A 20,947-nucleotide genomic window follows, 5' to 3' on the forward strand; every position below is an offset into this window, starting at 1 on the left:
CACATGACAGCAGGGAGTGGATGGAGCGGTGCATACACCGGCGCGCGCCACGGAACTCACCACCCCGCACACCGCTGGGCGCGCCCCGGATACGGACTCTGAGTCACTTTCCGATTCCACCGCGTAACCATCGGGGCGCTGAAACCGTTGGAGGGGGCATGGGCTTCACGATCGGCGGCACGCGGAGCATCCGCGAGATCCGCTCCGGCGCCCGACGCCGGGGCCGCTCGTCGGACTGGATCGCCGTGGCCGAGTACACGGGCCTGTGGGGCTGGGACGTGGTGCCCGGCGCGCGGGCGGCCGCGGGGGCGTGCTCATGCGGCGACACGGACTGTGCCGCGCCCGGCGCCCATCCCCTGTCCTTCGGCTCCGCGGTGCGCGCCGGTGCGACGCTCGACGAGGCGACCGAGACCTGGGCCGAGATGCCCGGCGCGGCGGTGATGCTGCCCGTGGGCGGCGCGTTCGACGTGGTCGAGGTCGCCGAGGCGGCGGGACGCCACGCTCTGGTCCGGCTGGAGCGCATGGGCATTCCGGTCGGCCCGGTCACGGCGACCCCCGACGGCCGCGCCCAGTTCTTCGTCGCCCCGGGCTCCGCGGCCGAGCTTCCCTCGCTGCTGTACCGGATGGCCTGGGACGACGCGGACCTCGATCTGCACGCCCTGGGCCCGGGGACGTACATCACGGCTCCGCCCTCGGACCGCGGCGGTCTCGGCCCGGTCCGCTGGCTGCGCTCCCCCGCCCTCGACTCGGCGACGACACCGCCGGCCGCGCGCCTGCTGATCGGCACGCTGGCCTACGTGGCACATCGCTCCCGGGCCCAGGCGGTGCCCGACACCCCGTAGGGGCGCCGGGCGGCGACAGCGAAGGGCCCCTGCCGCATCTGCACCATGCGGCGGGGGCCCTTCTTGTGCGCACACACGTTCATGAGGGGACGCGCAGAAGACCGGAGAAGACGGAGTAGAGGCAGAGGAACAGAAGAGACAGCGCCCGTCCCCCTGTGCACCGTGGGGGGCGGGCGCTTGTCGGCGTGCGTCGAGACCCGTGGGGGTGGTCACTCTCCGATAAGGGCGTCAACGAACGCCTCCGGATCGAACGGCGCCAGGTCGTCGGGGCCCTCGCCGAGACCGATCAGCTTCACCGGCACGCCCAGCTCACGCTGGACCGCGACCACGATGCCGCCCTTGGCCGTTCCGTCCAGTTTGGTGAGCACGATGCCGGTGATGTCCACGACCTCGGCGAAGACGCGCGCCTGGACCAGGCCGTTCTGCCCGGTGGTGGCGTCGAGGACCAGCAGCACCTCGTCCAGCGGCGCGTGCTTCTCCACGACGCGCTTGACCTTGCCCAGCTCGTCCATGAGGCCGGTCTTGGTGTGCAGGCGTCCCGCGGTGTCGATGAGCACCACGTCGAAGCCCATCTCCTTGGCCTCCTTCACCGCGTCGAAGGCGACGGAGGCGGGGTCGCCGGCCTCCGGCCCGCGCACGGTGTGGGCGCCGACCCGCTCGCCCCAGGTCTGCAGCTGGTCGGCGGCGGCGGCGCGGAAGGTGTCGGCGGCACCGAGGACGACGGTGCGGCCGTCGGCCACGAGGACGCGGGCGAGCTTGCCCGTGGTGGTGGTCTTGCCGGTGCCGTTGACGCCGACGACCATCACGATGCCCGGCTTGGTGCTCTCGGGTTCCGTCCGTACGACACGGTCCATGTCGGGACCGACCAGCGTGAGCAGCTCCTCGCGCAACAGTCCGCGCAGCTCCCGGGGGGTGCGGGTGCCGAGCACCTTGACCCGCTCTCGCAGCCGCTCGACCAGTTCCTGGGTGGGCTGCACACCGACGTCCGCGGTGAGCAGCGTGTCCTCGACCTCCTCCCAGGTCTCGTCGTCGAGGTGCTCGCGGGACAGGAGGGTGAGCAGCCCCTTGCCGAGTGCGTTCTGCGAGCGGGACAGGCGGGCGCGCAGACGGATCAGACGGCCGGCGGTGGGCTCGGGGATCTCGATCGGGGGCGCTTCGACCGTGGGCGGCTCCTCCACGGCGACGGGAGCGGAGGGCCCCGGAAGATCCACCTCCTCGATCGTCCGGCGCTCCTCGTCGCGCGGTGTCTCGGCCTCGTCGCCGACGTGCGGCTCGGCCGGAGGGGCGGTGATGTCGGGCGTAGTGGGGGGCGCCGGCGGCAGCGGCTTCTTTCTGCGGCTGCCGACGATGAGCCCGCCGATCGCGCCGAGCAGGACCACGGCGATGACTACAGCAAGGATGACGAATTCCATAACGGGTCCAGTATGCGCGACCGGCCTGCGGGCCGTTCGGCGGCGGCTCCGGGGCGTCGAACCCTGGTTGTCTGACGGCCCGTCAGCTACGGTCCCTCGTGCACACCCGCCCGGCGAAGGTGAAGGAGGCCTTGCGATGGCCGTCACGGTCGTACGTCTCAACCTCGTCGAACCCGGCGCGACCCCCGCCTCGCTCGGCGCCCGCTACCGGGCGGCCCTGGAGATGGCCGCGTACGCCGACGACCACGGGGTCACCACCGTGCAGACCGAGGAGCACCACGGGGTGGCGGACAACTGGCTGCCGTCGCCGTTCGCCTTCGCCGGCGCGGTCTTCGGGGCGACCCGGCGGCTCACGGTCACGGTCTCGGCGGCCATCGGCCCGCTGTACGACCCGCTGCGGCTGGCCGAGGACATCGCCGTACTGGATCTGCTCAGCGGCGGTCGGCTGGTCACCGTCGCGGGCATCGGGTACCGGCCCGAGGAGTACGCCCTCTTCGACGTGGAGTGGAAGCGGCGCGGACAGCTTCAGGACGAACTTCTCGAGACCCTGCTGCGGGCGTGGACCGGAGAGGAGTTCCGCCATCGCGGCCGTACCGTACGCCTCACCCCGCGTCCGTACACCCGGCCGCACCCGCTGCTGCTGGTGGGCGGCTCCTCCAAGGCGGCGGCCCGCCGCGCCGCCCGGCTGGGTCTGCCCTTCTTCCCGAGTGCCCATCTGCCGGAGCTGGAGGCGTACTACCGGGAGCGGCTCGTCGAGTACGGCACCGAGGGCTGGACCATGATGCCGGCCGCCGAGACCCCGCTGCTGCACCTCGTGGAGGACCCGGACCGGGCGTGGGCCGAGTACGGCGCGCACTTCCTGCACGAGGCGCGGACGTACGCCTCCTGGCAGTCCGGCGACATCCGCTCGGCGGTCAGGTCGGCGGCCACGACGGTGCGGGAACTGCGCGCGGAGGGGGTGTACCGCATGGTGACGCCCGACGAGTGCCTGGCCCTCGGCCTGGACAGCCACGTCCTGCACCCGCTCGCGGGCGGGATGCCGCTGGACGAGGGCTGGCGCAGTCTGCACCTGTTCTGCGAGCGGGTGCTGCCCCGGCTCGACGGCTGATCCTCCTGCGCCGGCACACCCGCGCGGCGCGAGTGAGCCGCAGCAGCGCGTCCCGGAGGCGAACGAGGCGAAGGAAGACGCGCCGCCGCCCGGCTCGGGCGGTTACCGGGCCGGGCGGCGGACGGGGGTCGAGGAGAGAGGCAGCGGGGACTTGAGCCTTCTCCTCGAGTCCGGGTGGGCGGGTCAGCCCATTTCCTCCAGGGCCTTGCCCTTCGTCTCCTTCACGAACTTCAGGACGAACGGGATGGAGAGCGCGGCGAAGACCGTGTAGATCACGTAGGTACCGGAGAGGTTCCAGTCGGCCAGCGACGGGAAGCTCGCGGTGATGGCCCAGTTGGCGACCCACTGCGCGGCGGCGGCCACACCCAGGGCGGCGGCACGGATCTTGTTCGGGAACATCTCGCCGAGCATGACCCAGACGACCACACCCCAGGACAGGGCGAAGAAGAGGACGAACACGTGGGCGGCGATCAGGGCGACCCAGCCCTGGGTGCTCGGCAGCCTGCCGTCGACCAGGTGGTACGAGAACGCCCAGGCCTCCAGCGCCAGGCCGACGGCCATGCCGACCGAACCGATGAGCGCGAGCGGCTTGCGGCCGATGCGGTCCACGAAGATCATCGCGATCACGGTGCCGACGATGTTGATGATCGACGTCGTGAACGAGTAGAAGAAGGAGTCCGCCGGGTCCACGCCGACCGACTGCCACAGCGTCGAGGAGTAGTAGAACGCGACGTTGATGCCGACGAACTGCTGGAAGACCGACAGGCCGATGCCGATCCAGACGATCGGCTTGAAGAAGAAGCCGCCGCCGAGCAGGTCCTTGAAGCTGGACTTGTGCTCGCTCTTCATGGCGTGCTCGATCTCGGCGACGCGGCCGTCCAGGTCGACGCCCTTGCCCTCGACCTCGGCGAGGATCTCGCGGGCGCGGTCGTGCTTGCCGACGGAGATCAGGAAGCGCGGGGACTCGGGGATGGCGAAGGAGAGCAGGCCGTACAGGACGGCCGGGACGACCATGACACCGAGCATGACCTGCCAGGCCTCGAGACCCATCAGCTTGCCGCGCTGGTCGCCGCCGGCGGCGTTCAGCAGGCCCCAGTTGACCAGCTGCGAGATGGCGATGCCGACGACGATGGCCGCCTGCTGGAAGGAGCCGAGCCGGCCACGGTAGGCGGGCGGGGCGACCTCGGCGATGTAGGCGGGGCCGATCACGGAGGCCATGCCGATGGCGAAGCCGCCGATGATGCGCCACAGGGCGAGGTCCCACAGCGCGAAGGGCAGGGCGGAGCCGACGGCGCTGACGGTGAAGAGGACCGCCGCGATCTGCATGCACCGGATGCGGCCGATGCGGTCCGCTATTCGGCCGGCGGTGGCGGCGCCGACGGCACAGCCGATCAGGGCGACGGCGATGACCTGGGCCAGCGCTGCGGAACCGATGTCGTAGCGGTCCCGGATGGCCTCGACGGCGCCGTTGATCACGGAGCTGTCGTAGCCGAACAGGAAACCGCCCATCGCGGCCGCCGCCGCGATGAAGATGACGTGCCCCAGATGTTCGGGGTGAGCCGTCCCGGCTCCTGACTTGGCTGCCTGCGCTGTGCTGGTCACGAATAACTCCTCGGGCCACCGGCAACGCTGCCGGGGGTGGGGGGCGAGCCCTTCCGGGTGCGGGGGCGGCTTACCGGTACCCGGAGAGCACTGGTTCACGCCGCTCACACCTGAAGGTAAAAACAACGCTGCAGAGACTATGTCTTCAAGTCTCGAAGTCAATACCTCCTGCAAAGCCAGGTGGGCTGCGGGCGGTGAAGGGCTTGTGTTCAGAAGTTGAATTTTCGAGGAAGTGCAGGTCAGGGACGGCGGGAGGCGTCCCCGTCTAGCGGAGCCGCTGGGAGATGACCTTCGACACACCATCGCCCTGCATGGAGACGCCGTACAGCGCGTCGGCGACCTCCATCGTCCGCTTCTGGTGCGTGATCACGATCAGCTGCGAGGCCTCCTGAAGCTCCTGCATGATGCGGATCAGCCGCTGGAGATTGGTGTCGTCGAGGGCGGCCTCGACCTCGTCCATGACATAGAACGGGCTGGGCCGGGCCTTGAAGATGGACACGAGCAGCGCGACGGCGGTCAGCGACCGCTCGCCACCGGAGAGCAGGGAGAGCCGCTTGACCTTCTTGCCGGGCGGCCGGGCCTCGACGTCGACGCCCGTGGTGAGCATGTTGTCGGGGTCGGTCAGCACGAGCCTTCCGTCGCCGCCCGGGAAGAGCCGGCTGAAGACGCCCTCGAACTCACGGGCCGTGTCCCGGTAGGCCTCGGTGAACACCTGCTCGACGCGCTCGTCGACCTCCTTCACCACCTGGAGCAGGTCGGCCCGGGTCTTCTTCAGATCCTCCAGCTGCTCGCTGAGGAACTTGTGGCGCTCCTCCAGCGCCGCGAACTCCTCCAGCGCGAGCGGGTTGACCTTGCCGAGCTGCTGGTAGGCCCGCTCGGCCGCCTTGAGCCGCTTCTCCTGCTCGGCACGCACGAACGGGCGCGGCCGGTTGCGCGGATGCCCGGGGTCCTCGGGCAGTTCCTCGCCCTCGGCGGGCGGCGAGGGCGGCACCGGCTGGTCGGGGCCGTACTCGGCGACCAGCCCCGCCGGCTCCACGCCGAGTTCCTCCAGCGCCTTGGCCTCCAGCTGCTCTATGCGCAGCCGCTTCTCCGCGCCGAGCACCTCGCCGCGGTGCACGGAGTCGGTGAGCTTGTCCAGCTCGGTCTTGAGATCGCGGCCCTCGACACGGGCGGCGGCGAGTTCCTCCTCGCGGCGCGCCTTGGCGGCCTCGGCGGCCGTGCGCTCGTCCTGCGCCCGGCCCAGGGACACCTCGACATGCGCGAGCAGCTGGCGGGCACCGGAGGCGACGGCCTCCGCGACGGCCGCCTCGTGCCGCAGCCGGGCCCGCCGCTGCTCGGCACGCGCGCGTGCCTCGCGTTCGGCGCGCGCGGCCCGGTCCAGGGAGTCGGCACGCCCCGCCAGTCCCTTGACCCGCTCCTCGTGGGTACGGACCTGGAGCCGGGCCTCCATCTCGGTCTGCCGGGCGTTGGCCCCGTCGGCGGCGAGCCGGTCGCGTACGGAGGTGTCGGGCTCCTCCTCCACCGGCATCTCCTCGGCGACGGCGAGCCGCTCGGCGAGTTCCTCGACCTCCAGCAGGGCCTTCTCCAGCGCCTCCTGCGCCCGGGTCGCGGCGGCGGTGGAGCGCTCGGCCTCCCCGCCTGCGGCCCTCGCCTGCCCCGCGAGCCGTCCCAGCTGCTGGGCGACCGCGGACTTCTCCCGCTCGGCGGCCCGCCGCCGCTCCCCCATGTCCTCGACGAGCGACGCGCACTCCTTGCGGCGCTCCCCCGCCACCCGCTGCGCCTCGGCCGACTGCTCGCACAGGACGGCGAGCTCCTCCAGCTCGGCGGCGGCCTCGTCGACCGATGCCTGCACCTCGAGCAGGCTCGGGGCGCCGGCGGAACCACCGTGCGCGAAGTGCGCCCCGAGCAGGTCGCCCTCGGCGGTGACGGCCGTCAGGTCGGGCCTCGCCACCACGAGTTCCTCGGCGTCCTCCAGCGTGCCGACGACGACGATGCCGTGCAGCAGGCGCCGCACGGCGGGCATCAGCGCCGCGGGACCGCGGACCAGGTCGGCGGCGAACGGAAGCCCCTCCGGAGAGTTCTGCCGGGCACCCCACCCCGCGTCACCGTCCAGGTCACTGCCCACCCCGATGGTCTCCGCGCCCGGAGCGCCGGCGTTCTCGCGGTCCCCCGTCCGGGCGTTCCCGTCTCCCCAGGAGGCGGAAGCGGTGCCGGCGGGGCGAGGCGGCCCGCCGTGACCGGTCGTGCCCACCACCGCCGGGGCCGTGTCCGGCTCGCCGGCGTCCCCGCCCGGCCCGTCGGCTCCCGAGCAGCCCAGCGGTCCCGGTCGCCGGCCCGGGCCGTCCGTGAGCGGTTCGTCGCCCGGCTCCCCCAGGGCACCCGCCAGCAGCAGTGCCGCCCGTCCCGCGTCCTGCTTGCGCAGCAACCGGATCGCCTCGGCCGCCGAGGAGGCGTCCGTCACGGCGATCGCGTCCGCGGCGGCACCGAAGGCCGCCGCCAGGGCCACCTCGTGCCCGGGCGTCACCGTCAGCAGCTCGGCCGCCGGGCCCAGGAGGCCGGAGAGACGGTCCTGGGCCCCGAGCAGGACGCCCGTACCGTCCTTGCGGCGCAACCCCAGGGCGAGCGCCTCGTGGCGGGCCGCGACCGCGGCGCGCTTGCGTTCGGCCGCGGTGGCCGCCTCACGGGCGGCCGACAGGGCCGCCTCGGCCTCGGCCAGGGCCCGCTTCGCCGTCTCGTGCTGTTCGGTCAGGTCCGCGTCGCCCGCGTCGAGACCGTCGACCTCGGCCTTGAGGGCCTCGTACTCCTCCTGCGCGGCGACCGCGCGCTCCTGCGCCTCGTCACGTGCCGCGGCGAGCCGGTCGATCTCGGCCTGGGCGGAGGCCGCGCGGGAACGGGCCGCGCCCACCTGTCCGTTCAGCCGGGCCAGGCTCTCGCGGCGGTCGGCGATGGCCCGCGCCGCGTCCTTCAGGCGCCGCTCCTCCAGGGCCAATTCGCGCTCCAGTTCGGCCCGGTGCGCGACGGTGTCCTCCAGCGCGCGCTCGGCCGCCTCCAGCGCGGCCTCCAGCTCTGCCTCCTGCTCGCGGATGCGGGCGGCCTCGCGTTCCATGTCCTCGGGGTCGCGTCCGCGCCGCTCTTCCGGGGGCGCGGAGGTGGCGCTCTTGACCCGGGCCTCGGCCAGCGAGATCGTGCCGCGCACGCGCTCCGCGAGCTGGGACAGCTCGTACCAGGTCTGCTGTGCGCGCTGCAGACGGGGCGTCAGCCGGCGCACCTCGTCCTCGAGGAGCGCCTCCCGCTGAAGCGCCTTCTTCAGTTCGGCCTCGGCGGCCTCCTTGCGCTCCTTGAGCGCGGCCTCGTCCGCGATCTCGGCCCGCAGCGCCTGCCGCAGCCGTACGAGGTCGTCGGCGAGCAGGCGCAGCCGGGCGTCCCTCAGGTCGGCCTGGATGACGGCGGCCCGGCGGGCGACCGCGGCCTGCCGTCCCAGCGGCTTGAGTTGGCGGCGCAGCTCGTCGGTCAGGTCCTGGACGCGGGCGAGGTTCGCCTGCATGGCGTCCAGCTTGCGGAGGGCCTTCTCCTTGCGCTTGCGGTGCTTGAGGACTCCCGCGGCCTCCTCGATGAAGGCGCGGCGGCCCATGGGGTCGGCGTGCAGGACCGAGTCGAGCTGGCCCTGGCCGACGATCACGTGCATCTCGCGGCCGATGCCGGAGTCGGAGAGAAGTTCCTGGATGTCCAGGAGACGGCAGGTGTCACCGTTGATCTGGTACTCGCTGCCGCCGTTGCGGAACATGATCCGCGTGATGGTGACCTCGGAGTACTCGATCGGGAGTGCTCCATCGGAGTTGTCGATGGTCAGCGAGACCTCGGCGCGGCCGAGCGGCGGGCGCCCGGTGGTGCCGGCGAAGATGACGTCCTCCATCTTGCCGCCGCGCAGCGACTTGGCCCCCTGCTCGCCCATGACCCAGCTGAGCGCGTCCACCACATTGGACTTGCCCGAGCCGTTCGGCCCCACCACGCATGTGATCCCCGGCTCGAAACGGAGCGTGGTCGCCGACGCGAACGACTTGAACCCGCGGAGGGTCAGGGCCTTGAGGTGCACGCCGCCGGACTCTACCTTCCGCCCGTATCTCACACTATGAACCGCGGCACCCCCCGCGGTTTCGCCCTTGAACATGCAGGGCACACCATCCGTTAAAGAGACTGGAAGGATGGGCGGGGGCAAGAAAGAAGGGACGCCGGGGGCGTCCCTTGCAACTCTGACGGCTGAGCGGTTGATACGGGCAGCCAACCACTGCTTGTGCCTTGTGGAGCGATGCAGTGATCAGGTGAGCGCAGGCTCCGCCTGGTGTGCGTCGATGCTCTCCATGATCCTGTCGTGAGAAGCGGCAGCCGTCAGCGCGTCGTTCTCCGCCTGGATCCGTACGAGCTCGGACTCGAGCTCCTGGACGCGCTGCTGGAGCCGTCGCATCTCGGCGAGGAGTCGCGGGTCGGAGCCGCCGACGTAACCGAGAAGCGCCTTTGCCATGATGGATGGTCCTCCACACTGAGTGACCGACCGATGCGGTGTGGGTCGTGAGGGATTCGCACCCGCGGTGCTTGGCAATCTTCAGTTCTTCGGCGTTCTTACATGCCAAACAGCTAAGGTGCGCGGGGCTTTCAGCGTCTCACCAAAAAGTTTGACGGTCAACACGATCACACCCCGCAATGGCGGTGTCCCGGGGCACGCGGCCCTCGGCGGGCGGCGCGGCGGCTCCCTCGGACCCCGGAGGGCGTGGCGATCATTCTTGTCCGCGGAGCCTGCCACGGCCGGCCGTTCTTGGCAACTACCTGGGCCTTTCCGCTGGGGGCAGATGCCGGTGGCACGTCATTCCGCTTCCGCCGGGGGAGCCGCGGCCCGGGCTCAGCGGATCGCGAAGCCGTCGTAGCCGCCGCGGGGCGTGTCCCAAATCTCAGTGACTCCGTCCACCCTCCCGGGTGTGTCGTCACCCCGCAGCCAGTCCAGCAGGCCCTCGCAGTCCTTGCGTGGACCCTCGGCGACCACCTGGACCCTCCCGTCGTCGAGATTCAGGGCAAAGCCGCTGAGGCCGCCGATCTCGAGCGCCTTGGCCCGGGTGAACCAGCGGAAACCCACACCTTGGACACGTCCGCGCACCCACGCGACGAGCCGCGCATCGTCGTTCATGGCTGCACGCTAACCGGCCAATGTCCCAGTGGGCACTTCCTCCCCACGCGCCATGCTGTACCGTCCCCACCCATATGAAGCTCATGTGAAACTCCCTCGATCGAGGGAGTTTCGATCGAGTAGCGCTGACCGCAAGACCAGGAAGGCCAGCAGATGGGACGCCACCGACGCTCCGCCGCCGGACGCGCCACCACCGGCCGCGCGACCGGGGTGACACAGAAGAACGAAACCCCCACGGAGCGCTACGGTCCGGAAAACCTCTACGGCTTCGCCGCGGTCCTGGAGGCCGAGCGGCAGGCGACACGCTCGCACCGCAGAAAGAAGGCCGCCACCCCGGTGCGCACGGGTCTGCTGGGCGTCTCGGCGGCCGTCGCGCTGGGCACCGCGGCGGTCGCGACGGGCGTTCTGCCCGGCGCCAAGACCTTCACGGTGAGCGGCGACGCCGGCGATGTGCAGGCCGGCGGCACCACCCCGTCGGGTTTCGCCACCCAGCAAGGCGGCACGAGCGGCACGGCCGACGGGCGGGGCTCGACGTCCACGAGCCGCGACCACGACCGCGGGCGTGCCACCTCGCCGACCGCGACCCCCTCGGCTCCGGCGTCCTCGACCGGCCAGACGCGCGAACCCTCGCAGTCGCAGTCGCAGTCGCAGTCGCCGTCCCCGGCCGAGACGCAGACGGCGACGACCGCTCCACCTGCGAAGAAGCCCCCGAAGGATCCCAAGACCCACGTTCCGCCGCCCAGGTCCGCCCCGGCCTCGGCCACGGCCGCGGTGCTCGCTCTCGTGAACGAGGAGCGGGCCAAGGTGGGCTGCACCCCGGTGTCCCCGAGCAGTGAGCTGACGGTGCTGGCCCAGGCGTTCAGTGATGACATGGCCACGCGGAACTTCTTCGACCACACCGACCCGAACGGCAAGGACCCCTGGGACCGGGCCGCCACACTGGGGATAACGGACCTGGGCGGCGAGAACATAGCCCGCGGCCAGGCGACCGCCCAGGAGGTGATGGACGCCTGGATGAACAGCCCCGGTCACCGCGCGAACATACTGAACTGCGACTTCAAGACGCTGGGCGTCGGCGTGCATCACGGCGCCGGTGGCCCCTGGTGGACCCAGGACTTCGGCTACTGAGATAACCGCAGGTCAGCGACCTAGAACCCTTCCTGGGCCGTCTCGGGGCCGTCATCCGCAGGCTCGTCACCCTGGAAGACGCGATCAACGGCGGCCCGGGTTCGGGTCTCACTCGACGGCATCAGGTGCGTGTAGGTGCGCAGCGTGAAGCCGGGGTCATGGTGGCCCAGGTACTCGCTGAGGGCTTTGATGCTCTCCCCCGCGTCCAGGAGCACCGAGGCGTAGAAGTGCCTCAGCGCGTGCATGCCGTTGTCCCGCCCGGTCTCGACGTCAGCAGCCCGAAGTGCCGGCCGCCATACGCGGTCGTTGAAGCGGTTCCGGTCCAGAGCCAGGTCCATGGGCCCGGTGAAGAGCAAGGATGCGGTGACGGGCGGACCGTCGAGCGTCTTCCAGGGCAACGTGATCCTTGTGGCCGGGTAGCGCTTCAGGTGACCAGCCAGCGCGAAGGCGACGGACTCAGGCAGAGGAACATCACGCTCCTTGCCGCCCTTCGGTGGCGCGAACACTGGCCGATGTAACCGCAGTAGCTTGACCTGCCGGACCACGTGCACCACTCCCCCGAGGAAGTCCACGTCGTCCACGGCCAGGCCGAAGACCTCGCCCTGACGCAGGCCGCATCCGGCCGCCACGTTCACGAGGGCCTGGTAGCGCTCCGGCAGCTCCGAGCGAACCGCGGCGAGCCTCGAAGATCATGGCCCCCACGTCGTGCTTTACCGGGCAGGTCCACAGACTGCCCGACGCGCCGGAAGCTTACGGGGCCATGATCACTCGCTCCAAAGCAGCTCCCGGCCAAAGTCCGACCGCTCGGTACCGTGCACCACGAGGGACGGCGGGTCAGTCGTCACCCCAGCCGCGGAGACTCGCCCTGATCAAGCCCGGCCGGCATCCACAGCACTTGTGACCTGCCACACATGACCCCGCATGCCCGCATATGTCCGTTTTGATTGATAGAATCATCAGAACCGAGGATATGATCCCTTAGAGACGGAGCAGCACATGGCATTCACGTTCCTCGACCGTGCGTATACGGCTCCAGGTTGCATGCAGGATCCACACCTGATGCATCACCGAGCTAGGCCGTCACTCGTTCACTCGCGCACCTTGCCGCAACCACGATCCATGCTGACCATCGCCTTGCTGCTCATTCTCGCGATCACACTCATCGATCTTCAGGTGCCTTACTCAGTTCATCTCGGCGACTTGCTGATCATGGTGCCTGTACTCACTTCCTGGTACGCGAGCTCCCGGGTGACCTCACTTGTCGCCATCATGGCCGTGTCGGCTTTGATGGCCATCTACCTGGTCCGCCAATCGGTGAACCCGCCACAGGCGGCTGCCCTCATTGCGACCTCGGTGGCCGTCGTGATCGCCCGGTACCTGACGGAACACGGACAGCGAAAGCTGGTCCAGCTGCGCGCAGTCGCCGAAGCCGCGCAACGCGCCATACTGCCTCCTCTCCCCCACCGACTCGGCCCGCTTCGCCTGGCCTCGACGTACCTGGCGGCAGAGGATGAAGCGCGCATCGGCGGAGATCTCTACGCCGCCGTGCGCACGCCCACGGGGACACGGTTGATCATCGGCGATGTTCGAGGCAAAGGCCTGGCGGCGGTCGGCAACGCCGCCCACACCATCAGCACCTTCCGCGACGCCGCCCGCCGGCTGACCACGCTGCCGGAACTCGCCGCCTACCTGGATTCAAGTATCCGCAGCGACGCATCCGAAGCAGTGAGCCCCGAACAGACCGAAGAGGCGTTCGTCACCGCCACTCTCCTCGAAATCCCCGACGCCGAGCCCCTCGTGCGGAGCGTCACCTGCGGACACCCCCCACCGCTGCTCCTACGAGCGCACGACGTCGTGACCCTGGAAGCCGGCCAACCCGCGCCCCCGCTGGGACTGGGCGCATTGACGCAAACCACCTATCACCTCGACACCTTCGCCCTACGCGCCAAAGACACCCTCCTCCTCTACACCGACGGTGCCATCGAAGCCCGCAATACCGACGGCGAGTTCTACCCGCTCGCCAAACGACTCACCCACCCGAACCACCGCCATCCCACGGCACTCCTTAACCACCTCCGCGGCGACCTTCTCAACCACGTCGGCGGCCGACTCGACGACGACGCCGCCTTGATCGCAATCACCCGCTGACGGCATAGCGCCATCGGTTGACCAATCGACCTGTGATGAGTGCGGCGTCTCGATGTCCTTCGATATGCGGTCACGCAGCACTTCTGACCTGGGGGAACGACCCAGTGCAGTACAGCAGTGAAGTACAGCAACCACCACGACCGCCACCGACCGCCAACGGTCCTTGGCGACCAGTTGACCAGCCCACCTGACCTCAATGACCATCCTGCCCATAGTTCGCTTCGAGGGGGCACACTGCGGCACCTTCCCCCGGGCCGTCTCTGGGCCGTGCGGGGGTGCTCAACGACGACCAACGCTGACAACCACCGACAGCTAAGTCGCAGGTCGCAGCGTGGATCAATCACACGGCCGCAGGTCATAGACCCGGCCCTTCACTTCTTCGGCTACTGAGACAACCGCAGACAACCGCAGGCCAGAGGCTCGAGAACCTCCCTGGGCCGCCGCCCGGGCGACCTTGGCTGGACGCGGCCAAGGCACGGATGGGATCCCGCCCCGAACATGCGAGGTGAGGGGCGGGACCTGGTGAAGCGGCAGCTGATCTGGATGGCCTGCGGTGGAATGACGGCTCTGGCGTTGGCGGCAGGGTGCAGCGCTGCCCCCGCCGAGCCGAAACCCGGCCGAGCCGCCGCTTCACCGGCCGCGTCGGCAGGCCGGGCGGAGGCTCCCCGGTCGTCCCAGGCGGCTGTCGCCGAGCATGTCAAGACGATCCTGGAGGACCGGCTCTCGCCCGGCGAGACGCGGTTCGGTTCCGGAACGGGGTCGCCCTGCTCCACCTCGTCGGCGGGGATGTTCACTGCCGAGTGCGTCTCCGCGGCCGAAGCCACAGGAGCGGATGCATCGATCGCCCTGGAGCAGATCGGGCGGCACGAAGGCTTTGCCACGCTGCGTTCTGTCGCGGAGAAGCTCCGGACCGCTGTCGCCAGGTACCAGCGGCTTGGCTGCGCCGGCAACCCGGCCAAAGCGTCAACTCGTCATGCCTGCCTCGAGCCCGCGGCACTCATCGCCCAGGGCTTCCCGGATCTTCGCAGCGGCGCCGACCTCGGCCTGCGGGGTGCATAGGCCGCGTATGACCGGGCCAGGCCGCGCATGACCGGACCGGCTCCGGCCCGTCGCTGGGCCGTTCCTCGGCTCCTGCGACGCCCCCTCGCCCTGCGCGCGTGCCCCCGACCGGTCTCCCGGTCGGGGGCACGGGCCGTGTGCGGCGCCTACGCCGCCGCGCGACCCAGGGCGAACAGCCGGGCCGTCTCCGCGACACGGCGGCCGAGGTGGCGGGCGGTCTCCAGGTCGGCCTTGTGGACGCCGTCGGGGCCCTCGTCGACGTTCGTCTGCGCGGCGGCACCCAGGAAGACGCCGAGGCGGTTGAGGTCGTTCTCGGAGCCGGCGCTGTTGTTCCAGCCCGGGTGGAGTCCGAGGCTGACCCAGTTCATACCGTGCTGCGCCGCCAGCACCTGGAAGAACTGCAGGGTGTGCAGCTTGTCGCCGCTCTTGGATCCGGAGTTCGTGAAACCGGCGGCCAGCTTGTCCTTCCAGTCCTGCCCGAACCAGCGCTTCGACGAGGCCTCGGCGAAGGCGTGGAACGCGGCGGACGCGGTGCCCATGTAGGTCGGCGAACCGAAGACGATCGCGTCCGAGCCGTCGAGGGCCGCCCACTGCTCGTCGGTGATCTCGTCGACCTTGATCAGGTGCACCTGGGCGCCGGCCTCGGCGGCACCCTCCCGCACGGCCTCGGCGAGGACGGCGGTGTGGCCGTAGCCGGAGTGGTAGGCGATGGAGACAACAGGGGTGGTCACGATGGGTTCTCCTGATGGGAACGGAAGGACGTCCGCAGGGGACGGGGACGAGGGCCGCGGCGCAGCGGCGCCCCTCGATCGGGCGATGACCCAAGGAAAGCACTAACCTTCAGTTAGCGCAACCTGCGAGTTAGCGCTGTGCTGGAGTACGCTGCGGTCATGACGACCACGCAGGAGGAGAACCTCCCGTACGACGTGTTCTGCAAGGCGTGCCCGTCGCGGGGCACGCTCGAGCACGTGACGGGACGCTGGGGGTCACTCACCCTCGGCGCGCTCCACGAAGGCTCACTCCGCTTCAACGAGTTGCGCCGCCGGGTCGACGGGGTGAGCGAGAAGATGCTGTCCCAGACCCTGCACGCGCTGGAGCGGGACGGTCTCGTGCACCGCGAGGCACAGCCGACGAATCCCCCGCGCGTGGACTACGAGCTGACTCCGCTGGGGCACGAGGTCGCCGAGCGTCTGCTCGGCCTCATCCACTTCGTGGAGGGACGCATGGACGACGTGCTGGAAGCTCGCCGTCGCTACGACGACGCCCGCACGGACTGACGCTTCCCGGGCGCTTCTACGGCATCACGGGCGGCGCGCTGCGCGGCGTCCGCTGGCACTTCGGGCAGAAGTAGCTCGACCGGTTCATCCAGGGGCGGCGGCGCATGGGCGTCGCACAACGCCGGCAGGGCAACCCCTCGCGGCCGTACGCGTCCAGTGACCGGTCGAAGTAGCCGGACTCCCCGTTGACGTTGACATAGAGGCTGTCGAAGCTGGTGCCGCCGACGGACAGCGCGGCATTCAGCACATCCCGTACGTGGCCGAGGAGTTCGGCGGTGCCCGGGCGGGTGAAGTGGGCCGTCGGGCGCTCGTAGTGGACGCGGGCGCGCCACAGTGCCTCGTCGGCGTAGATGTTGCCGACCCCGCTGATCAACGACTGGTCGAGCAGGGCCCGCTTGATGGTCGTGCGCTTGCGGCGCAGGGCCTGATGGAAGGCGGCGTCGTCGAAGAGCGGGTCGAGAGGGTCGCGGGCGATGTGCCCGATCACGTCGGGCAGCCCGTCGGGGGTGGTGTCGTGCAGCGACAGCCCGCCGAAGGTGCGCTGGTCGACGAACCGGAGCTCGGTGCCGAGGCCGTCGTCGAACCGCAGGCGGATGCGCAGATGCTTCTCGTCGGGGGCGTCGTGCGGCCGGACGAGGAGCTGTCCGCTCATGCCGAGGTGGGCCAGGACCGCCGTGCCGGTGCCCTCGACCGGGATCCAGAGGTATTTGCCGCGGCGGCTCGGGGTGCCGAGGAGCTGCGCCTTCAGGCGGTGGGCGAAGTCCTCGCCGCCCGCCGTGTGCCGGCGGACGGCACGCGGGTGCAGCACCTCCACATCGGCGACGGCCCGGTGGGCGACCCAGCGCTCCAAGCCGCGCCGCACGACCTCGACCTCGGGCAACTCGGGCACGGGGCTCCTCCGCGGGGATGAACGGGGCGACGCCCGAAGAGTACCTCCCATGAAACGGACCCCGCCGCGGCGCGTACGCCGGGACGGGGTCCGAGTGTGAAGGATTCAGGCCGTGGCCGTGTCGCTGGACGGGGCCGGGACGGATTCGGCGGCCCCGTCGGGGGACGCCGCCTCGGCCGCTGCCTTGGCGCGCTCGTCCGCGGCGGCGCGGATGGAACGCCAGGCCGACTCCGCGGCCTGCTGCTCCGCCTCCTTCTTGCTGCGGCCGGTGCCGGTGCCGTACGAGACGCCTCCGACGCGGGCGGCAGCAGTAAAGGTCTTCTCGTGATCCGGGCCGGTCTCCGTGACCAGGTACTCGGGAACACCGAGCCCCTCGGTCGCGGTCAGCTCCTGGAGACTGGTCTTCCAGTCCAGGCCGGCACCGAGATTCGAGGACTTCTCGATCAGCGGGTCGAACAGGCGGTGCACCAGCTCCGCCGCCGAGTCCAGCCCCTGGTCGAGATAGACAGCGCCGATCACCGCTTCGAGGGTGTCGGCGAGGATGGACGCCTTGTCCCGGCCGCCCGTGCCCTCTTCGCCCCGGCCGAGCCGGATGAAGGAGCCCAGGTCGAGGCCGCGGCCCACGTCCGCCAGCGCACGCGAGTTGACCACCGCGGCCCGCAGCTTGGCCAGCTGGCCTTCGGGCAGGTCGGGGTGGGTGCGGTACAGCGTGTCCGTGACGACGAGGCCGAGGACGGAGTCCCCGAGGAACTCCAGGCGCTCGTTCGTCGGCAGACCGCCGTTCTCGTACGCGTACGAGCGGTGGGTCAGCGCACGCACCAGAAGGGCGGACTCGACCTTGTAGCCGAGCCGCCCTTCCAGAAGCGTGTGGGACGAGGCTGTGTTGTCCGCCCTTTTCCTGGCGTTTGGGTCCGCCTTGGCGTCAGACATCAGACCTCTCACCAACCGCTCAGACCTCGAGGACCTGGCGCTTGTTGTAGGTGCCGCACGAGGGGCACGCGATGTGCTGCTGCTTGGGCTCGTGGCAGCGCTCGCACGCAACCAGGGTGGGGACCGCAGCCTTCCACTGCGACCGGCGGTGGCGCGTGTTGCTGCGCGACATCTTCCGCTTCGGAACAGCCACGGCTACTTCTCCTGCTTCTCGTCGACGCCCGCTTCGGCGCCGCTCATCTCGTCCTTATCGCCGGGTTCGAGTGAACCGGCGAGTCCCTGCAGTGCCGCCCAACGGATGTCGACGGCGTCGTGGTGGTGGTCCGGGTCGTCAGCGAGCCGCGCTCCGCACTCGGAGCACAGACCCGGGCAGTCTTCCCGGCACACCGGCTGCATCGGCAGTGCGAGCACCACCGCATCGCGCAGCAGAGGTTCGAGGTCGAAGAGTCCGTCCTCGAGGAAGAACCTGTCCTCGTCGTCCTCGGCGTCGTCGCCCGGTTCCGCGATCACACGGCCCCGGTCGTCGGCGTCAGGGTACGAGAACAGCTCCTGGAACTCCGCTTCGAGCTCCAGCTCGAGCGGCTCCAGACACCTTACGCACTCCCCCTCGGCCGATGCACGGGCGGTGCCTGTTACGAGCACCCCTTCCATGACCGACTCGAGCCGGAGTTCCAGCTCCACCGGGGCGCCTTCCGGCACTCCGACGACCCCCTGGATCCCGAAGTCCTTCGGGGCGTCGACCGTACGGGTCAGGCGCTGGAGCGCACCAGGACGCCGCCCCAGCTCGTGCGTGTCGAACACGAGGGGTTTGCGGTGGTCGAGGCGGGCGTTCAGAGCCATTCCTGCTTTCGGTCTCGAAGCTCAAGGGGGACGCTGTCCGTGGTGTTCCGGGCAGCATGGATCGCGAAGGGTACGCGCGACCGAAGAGCCAGGATACTGGACCTTTCGCTCACGGCCCAATCCGCTGCATCCGGCCGTTCCGGCGACCCGGGCGGGCGGCACGCTCAGTGACCGCCACGGCCCTGTTCGTAGGCCCGGAGCTGCTCGGCGCTGATCATGCTGGTATCGAAGAGGCTGGTCTCGTCGAGGGCGTTGCCCTGCGGGTAGCCATGGCCCTGACTTTGATCGTACGCCGCCGCCTGCTGGTCGTACGCTGCCGGCTGCGGGTAGGCGGCGTACGGGTCCGCCTGCTGGTAGCCGTAGGCGTCCTGCTGGGCGTAGGTCTGCTGGTAGCCGTACTGGTCGGGCTGCTGATACCCGTACGGATCCTGTGCTTGTGCGTAGGCGGGCTGGTGCTGGGCCGGAATCGCGGGCTCGGCAGGCATCGCGGGCGCCTGGGCGGGCGTCGCGGGGGCCTGCGCCGGGGTGTCGGCGAGGGCCGCGAGGTCGGCGAGGTAGTCGGCGTCGCTGGAGTGCTGGACGGTCGTCGGGTCGTCGGCGAGGGCCCCGAGGTCGTCGGTGGCGATCCGGCCGTGCAGCTTCTGCCGGCCCTTGCCCACGGCGTCGAGGGTCTTGGCGAGTACGGCCTCGAAGGCGCCGAGCTTGGCGTCCACGTACGCGTCGGCGTCGCGGCGCAGGGTTTCGGGGTCGTGGCTGCGCTCCGGGGCGTCCTCGTCCTCGTAGCCCTGCTCGTCGAGGCCCGGGCCGGTGCCGAGCAGCTTCTCGCGGCCGCGGCCGACCGAGCCGAGGGTCTTGGTGAGGACGACCTCGAAGTTGGCGAGCTTGGAGTCGACGTAGTCGTCGGCCTCGGCGCGGATCTCCTCGGCCTCCTGGCGGGCCTCGGCGAGGATGCGGTCGGCCTCGTTCTGGGAGCGGCGGGCGACCTCCGTGTCGGAGATCAGGGAGCCGCGCTCGGCATGGGCGCTCTCGATGATCCGCTCGGCCTCCTGGCGTGCCCGCTCGACCATCTGCTCCCGGTCGCCGATCACCTCCCGGGCCTGGGCCAGGGAGTCGGGCAGGGCCGTGCGCACCTCTTCGAGCATCGAGAGCAGCTGGGCGCGGTTGACCACGCACGAGGCCGACATGGGCATGGCCCGGGCGCTGGAGACCATCGCGACGATCTCGTCGAGCTTCTTCTGCACGTCCACCGTGTGCTCGCCACTCTCTACAGCTGTATTGGAGACGGACGGGTCGACTGTACGGCCACTGCCGCCCCCGCCGACACCAGGTGACGATCCGTCAGGAGGTGGTGGGCGCTCCGTGGGGTGCGGTCAGCCCTTGCCCAGGCGCTCGCCCAGGGCTTCCAGGACGGCCGGCGGCACCAGGTGGGAGACGTCCCCGCCCCAGGCCGCGACCTCCTTGACGAGCGAGGAGGACAGGAAGCTGTAGGTGGGGTTGGTGGGGACGAAGAGGGTCTCCACACCGGAGAGGCCGTTGTTCATCTGGGCCATCTGCAACTCGTAGTCGAAGTCGCTGACGGCCCGCAGGCCCTTGACGATGGCGGGGATGTCGCGCTGCTTGCAGAAGTCCACGAGAAGCCCGTGGTGGGACTCCACGACGACGTTCTCGAACTCGGCGGTGACCTGGCGGATCAGGTCCATCCGCTCCTCGATGTCGAAGAGGCCCTTCTTGGCCTGGTTCACCATCACCGCGACGTAGACCTCGTCGTACAGCCTGGAGGCGCGGGCGATGATGTCGAGGTGTCCATTGGTGATCGGGTCGAACGACCCGGGACAGACGGCGCGGCGCACTTGTGATCCCTCGCTCTCCGGTCCGGTCATCGTGCGTCTTCGCACGTAGAGGCGGCGCGACCGTACCAAAAGGTCCCTTCCCCGTAACGACGGGCCCTGATGGCCTCGAAGCCGTCCGGCCAACGGAATTCCCCGCCTCTGGTGCTGCGCTCCACGGTGACGAGGGCGTCGGCCGCGAGCCACCCCCCTGTGCGGAGTGTGAGGAGAATCTCGCGAAGATCGTCGTCCGTGACCGCGTACGGCGGGTCCAGGAAGACGAGGTCGTACGGCCGGTCGGGCGCCGGTGTGCGGATGATCTGTTCCGCTTTGCCCGCCCGCACTTCGGCGCCGGGCAGGCCGATCGCCCTGACGTTCTCACGGACGGTGCGGACGGCGCGGGAGTCCGCCTCCACCAGGAGGGTGTGGCCGGCTCCCCGGGACAGGGCCTCCAGACCGACGGCGCCCGAGCCGGCGTACAGGTCGAGGACCCGCTCGCCCTCCAGCGGGCCGCCGAGGAGGGACTGCCAGGTGGAGAAGAGGCCCTCGCGCGCCCGGTCCGAGGTGGGGCGGGTGCCGTTGCCCGGCGGGACGGCCAGGCGGCGTCCGCCGGCCTGGCCGGCGATCACGCGGGTCATCTCTGCGGTCCTTTGTCGGTATGCGGTCCGAAGCCCTGTTCCACGGGGCGGGTGTGCTCCTCCAGTCTCGCA

The 20,947-nt window shown here is 70.4% G+C and carries 19 protein-coding genes and 1 pseudogene; 6 read left to right on the forward strand and 14 right to left on the reverse strand.

Annotation, left to right across the window (positions count from 1 at the left end):
- Nucleotides 1–158: 158 nt before the first annotated feature.
- Nucleotides 159–842 carry a bifunctional DNA primase/polymerase gene (locus tag LZ604_RS10895; RefSeq protein WP_234514613.1) on the forward strand — a complete coding sequence of 228 codons (684 nt, stop codon included), beginning with the start codon at nucleotides 159–161 and terminating at the stop codon, nucleotides 840–842.
- 209 nt (nucleotides 843–1,051) lie between these two features.
- Here LZ604_RS10895 and ftsY read toward each other — a convergent pair whose 3' ends face one another.
- On the reverse strand, nucleotides 1,052–2,254 hold the full coding sequence (gene ftsY, locus LZ604_RS10900) for a signal recognition particle-docking protein FtsY (protein WP_234514615.1): 1,203 nt from the start codon (nucleotides 2,252–2,254) through the stop codon (nucleotides 1,052–1,054).
- Nucleotides 2,255–2,390: 136 nt separating this feature from the next.
- On the opposite strand from ftsY, the gene LZ604_RS10905 reads away from it, so the two are divergent.
- Complete coding sequence (locus LZ604_RS10905) at nucleotides 2,391–3,362, forward strand: LLM class flavin-dependent oxidoreductase (RefSeq protein ID WP_234514617.1); 972 nt, start codon at nucleotides 2,391–2,393, stop codon at nucleotides 3,360–3,362.
- A gap of 183 nt (nucleotides 3,363–3,545) precedes the next feature.
- Here LZ604_RS10905 and LZ604_RS10910 read toward each other — a convergent pair whose 3' ends face one another.
- The 4 genes from LZ604_RS10910 to LZ604_RS10925 form a co-directional block, all read right to left on the reverse strand.
- Nucleotides 3,546–4,964, reverse strand: coding sequence for a sugar porter family MFS transporter (locus LZ604_RS10910; RefSeq protein WP_234514620.1), 1,419 nt, complete (start codon nucleotides 4,962–4,964; stop codon nucleotides 3,546–3,548).
- Nucleotides 4,965–5,229: 265 nt separating this feature from the next.
- On the reverse strand, nucleotides 5,230–9,057 hold the full coding sequence (locus LZ604_RS10915; RefSeq protein WP_234514633.1) for an SMC hinge domain-related protein: 3,828 nt from the start codon (nucleotides 9,055–9,057) through the stop codon (nucleotides 5,230–5,232).
- 222 nt (nucleotides 9,058–9,279) lie between these two features.
- Nucleotides 9,280–9,483 (reverse strand): hypothetical protein, encoded by a 204-nt coding sequence (locus LZ604_RS10920; RefSeq protein WP_043444185.1) that lies wholly within the window; start codon nucleotides 9,481–9,483, stop codon nucleotides 9,280–9,282.
- A 375-nt stretch (nucleotides 9,484–9,858) separates the two neighbouring features.
- Nucleotides 9,859–10,140, reverse strand: a complete 282-nt coding sequence (locus LZ604_RS10925) for an acylphosphatase (RefSeq protein WP_234514635.1) — start codon at nucleotides 10,138–10,140, stop codon at nucleotides 9,859–9,861.
- Nucleotides 10,141–10,293: 153 nt separating this feature from the next.
- Between LZ604_RS10925 and LZ604_RS10930 the strand changes: the two genes are divergently transcribed.
- On the forward strand, nucleotides 10,294–11,268 hold the full coding sequence (locus LZ604_RS10930; protein WP_234514637.1) for a CAP domain-containing protein: 975 nt from the start codon (nucleotides 10,294–10,296) through the stop codon (nucleotides 11,266–11,268).
- A gap of 20 nt (nucleotides 11,269–11,288) precedes the next feature.
- Here LZ604_RS10930 and LZ604_RS10935 read toward each other — a convergent pair.
- Nucleotides 11,289–11,951: pseudogene (locus LZ604_RS10935) on the reverse strand (tyrosine-type recombinase/integrase); the annotation flags it as partial.
- 436 nt (nucleotides 11,952–12,387) lie between these two features.
- Between LZ604_RS10935 and LZ604_RS10940 the strand changes: the two are divergent.
- Both LZ604_RS10940 and LZ604_RS10945 read left to right on the forward strand, forming a co-directional pair.
- Nucleotides 12,388–13,416, forward strand: a complete 1,029-nt coding sequence (locus tag LZ604_RS10940; RefSeq protein WP_234514640.1) for a PP2C family protein-serine/threonine phosphatase — start codon at nucleotides 12,388–12,390, stop codon at nucleotides 13,414–13,416.
- 522 nt (nucleotides 13,417–13,938) lie between these two features.
- Nucleotides 13,939–14,475, forward strand: coding sequence for a hypothetical protein (locus LZ604_RS10945; RefSeq protein WP_234514643.1), 537 nt, complete (start codon nucleotides 13,939–13,941; stop codon nucleotides 14,473–14,475).
- 146 nt (nucleotides 14,476–14,621) lie between these two features.
- Here the strand turns inward: LZ604_RS10945 and LZ604_RS10950 are convergent, their stop codons facing one another.
- On the reverse strand, nucleotides 14,622–15,206 hold the full coding sequence (locus LZ604_RS10950) for a flavodoxin family protein (RefSeq protein ID WP_234514645.1): 585 nt from the start codon (nucleotides 15,204–15,206) through the stop codon (nucleotides 14,622–14,624).
- A 159-nt stretch (nucleotides 15,207–15,365) separates the two neighbouring features.
- Between LZ604_RS10950 and LZ604_RS10955 the strand changes: the two genes are divergently transcribed.
- Entirely contained in the window at nucleotides 15,366–15,752 is a 387-nt protein-coding gene (locus LZ604_RS10955) for a winged helix-turn-helix transcriptional regulator (RefSeq protein WP_234514647.1), read from the forward strand.
- A gap of 16 nt (nucleotides 15,753–15,768) precedes the next feature.
- Here LZ604_RS10955 and mutM read toward each other — a convergent pair whose 3' ends face one another.
- From mutM to rsmD, 7 genes are all read right to left on the reverse strand, one after another.
- Nucleotides 15,769–16,641 carry a bifunctional DNA-formamidopyrimidine glycosylase/DNA-(apurinic or apyrimidinic site) lyase gene (mutM, locus tag LZ604_RS10960; RefSeq protein WP_234514649.1) on the reverse strand — a complete coding sequence of 291 codons (873 nt, stop codon included), beginning with the start codon at nucleotides 16,639–16,641 and terminating at the stop codon, nucleotides 15,769–15,771.
- A 105-nt stretch (nucleotides 16,642–16,746) separates the two neighbouring features.
- A complete protein-coding gene (gene rnc, locus LZ604_RS10965) occupies nucleotides 16,747–17,571 on the reverse strand; it encodes a ribonuclease III (RefSeq protein WP_234514653.1) in 825 nt (274 codons plus the stop codon).
- Between the two features lie 19 nt (nucleotides 17,572–17,590).
- A complete protein-coding gene (gene rpmF / locus LZ604_RS10970) occupies nucleotides 17,591–17,764 on the reverse strand; it encodes a 50S ribosomal protein L32 (RefSeq protein ID WP_003951102.1) in 174 nt (57 codons plus the stop codon).
- 2 nt (nucleotides 17,765–17,766) lie between these two features.
- Nucleotides 17,767–18,411, reverse strand: coding sequence for a YceD family protein (locus LZ604_RS10975; protein ID WP_234514666.1), 645 nt, complete (start codon nucleotides 18,409–18,411; stop codon nucleotides 17,767–17,769).
- 164 nt (nucleotides 18,412–18,575) lie between these two features.
- On the reverse strand, nucleotides 18,576–19,658 hold the full coding sequence (locus tag LZ604_RS10980; protein WP_234514669.1) for an ATP synthase F0 subunit B: 1,083 nt from the start codon (nucleotides 19,656–19,658) through the stop codon (nucleotides 18,576–18,578).
- A gap of 123 nt (nucleotides 19,659–19,781) precedes the next feature.
- Complete coding sequence (gene coaD, locus LZ604_RS10985; protein WP_234514672.1) at nucleotides 19,782–20,291, reverse strand: pantetheine-phosphate adenylyltransferase; 510 nt, start codon at nucleotides 20,289–20,291, stop codon at nucleotides 19,782–19,784.
- Nucleotides 20,288–20,875, reverse strand: coding sequence for a 16S rRNA (guanine(966)-N(2))-methyltransferase RsmD (gene rsmD, locus LZ604_RS10990; protein WP_234514674.1), 588 nt, complete (start codon nucleotides 20,873–20,875; stop codon nucleotides 20,288–20,290). Before rsmD ends, coaD begins: the two co-directional genes overlap by 4 nt.
- Nucleotides 20,876–20,947 lie beyond the last annotated feature (72 nt).

It is taken from the genome of Streptomyces glomeratus, assembly GCF_021462825.1.
GTDB classification, from domain to species: Bacteria; Actinomycetota; Actinomycetes; order Streptomycetales; family Streptomycetaceae; genus Streptomyces; species Streptomyces glomeratus.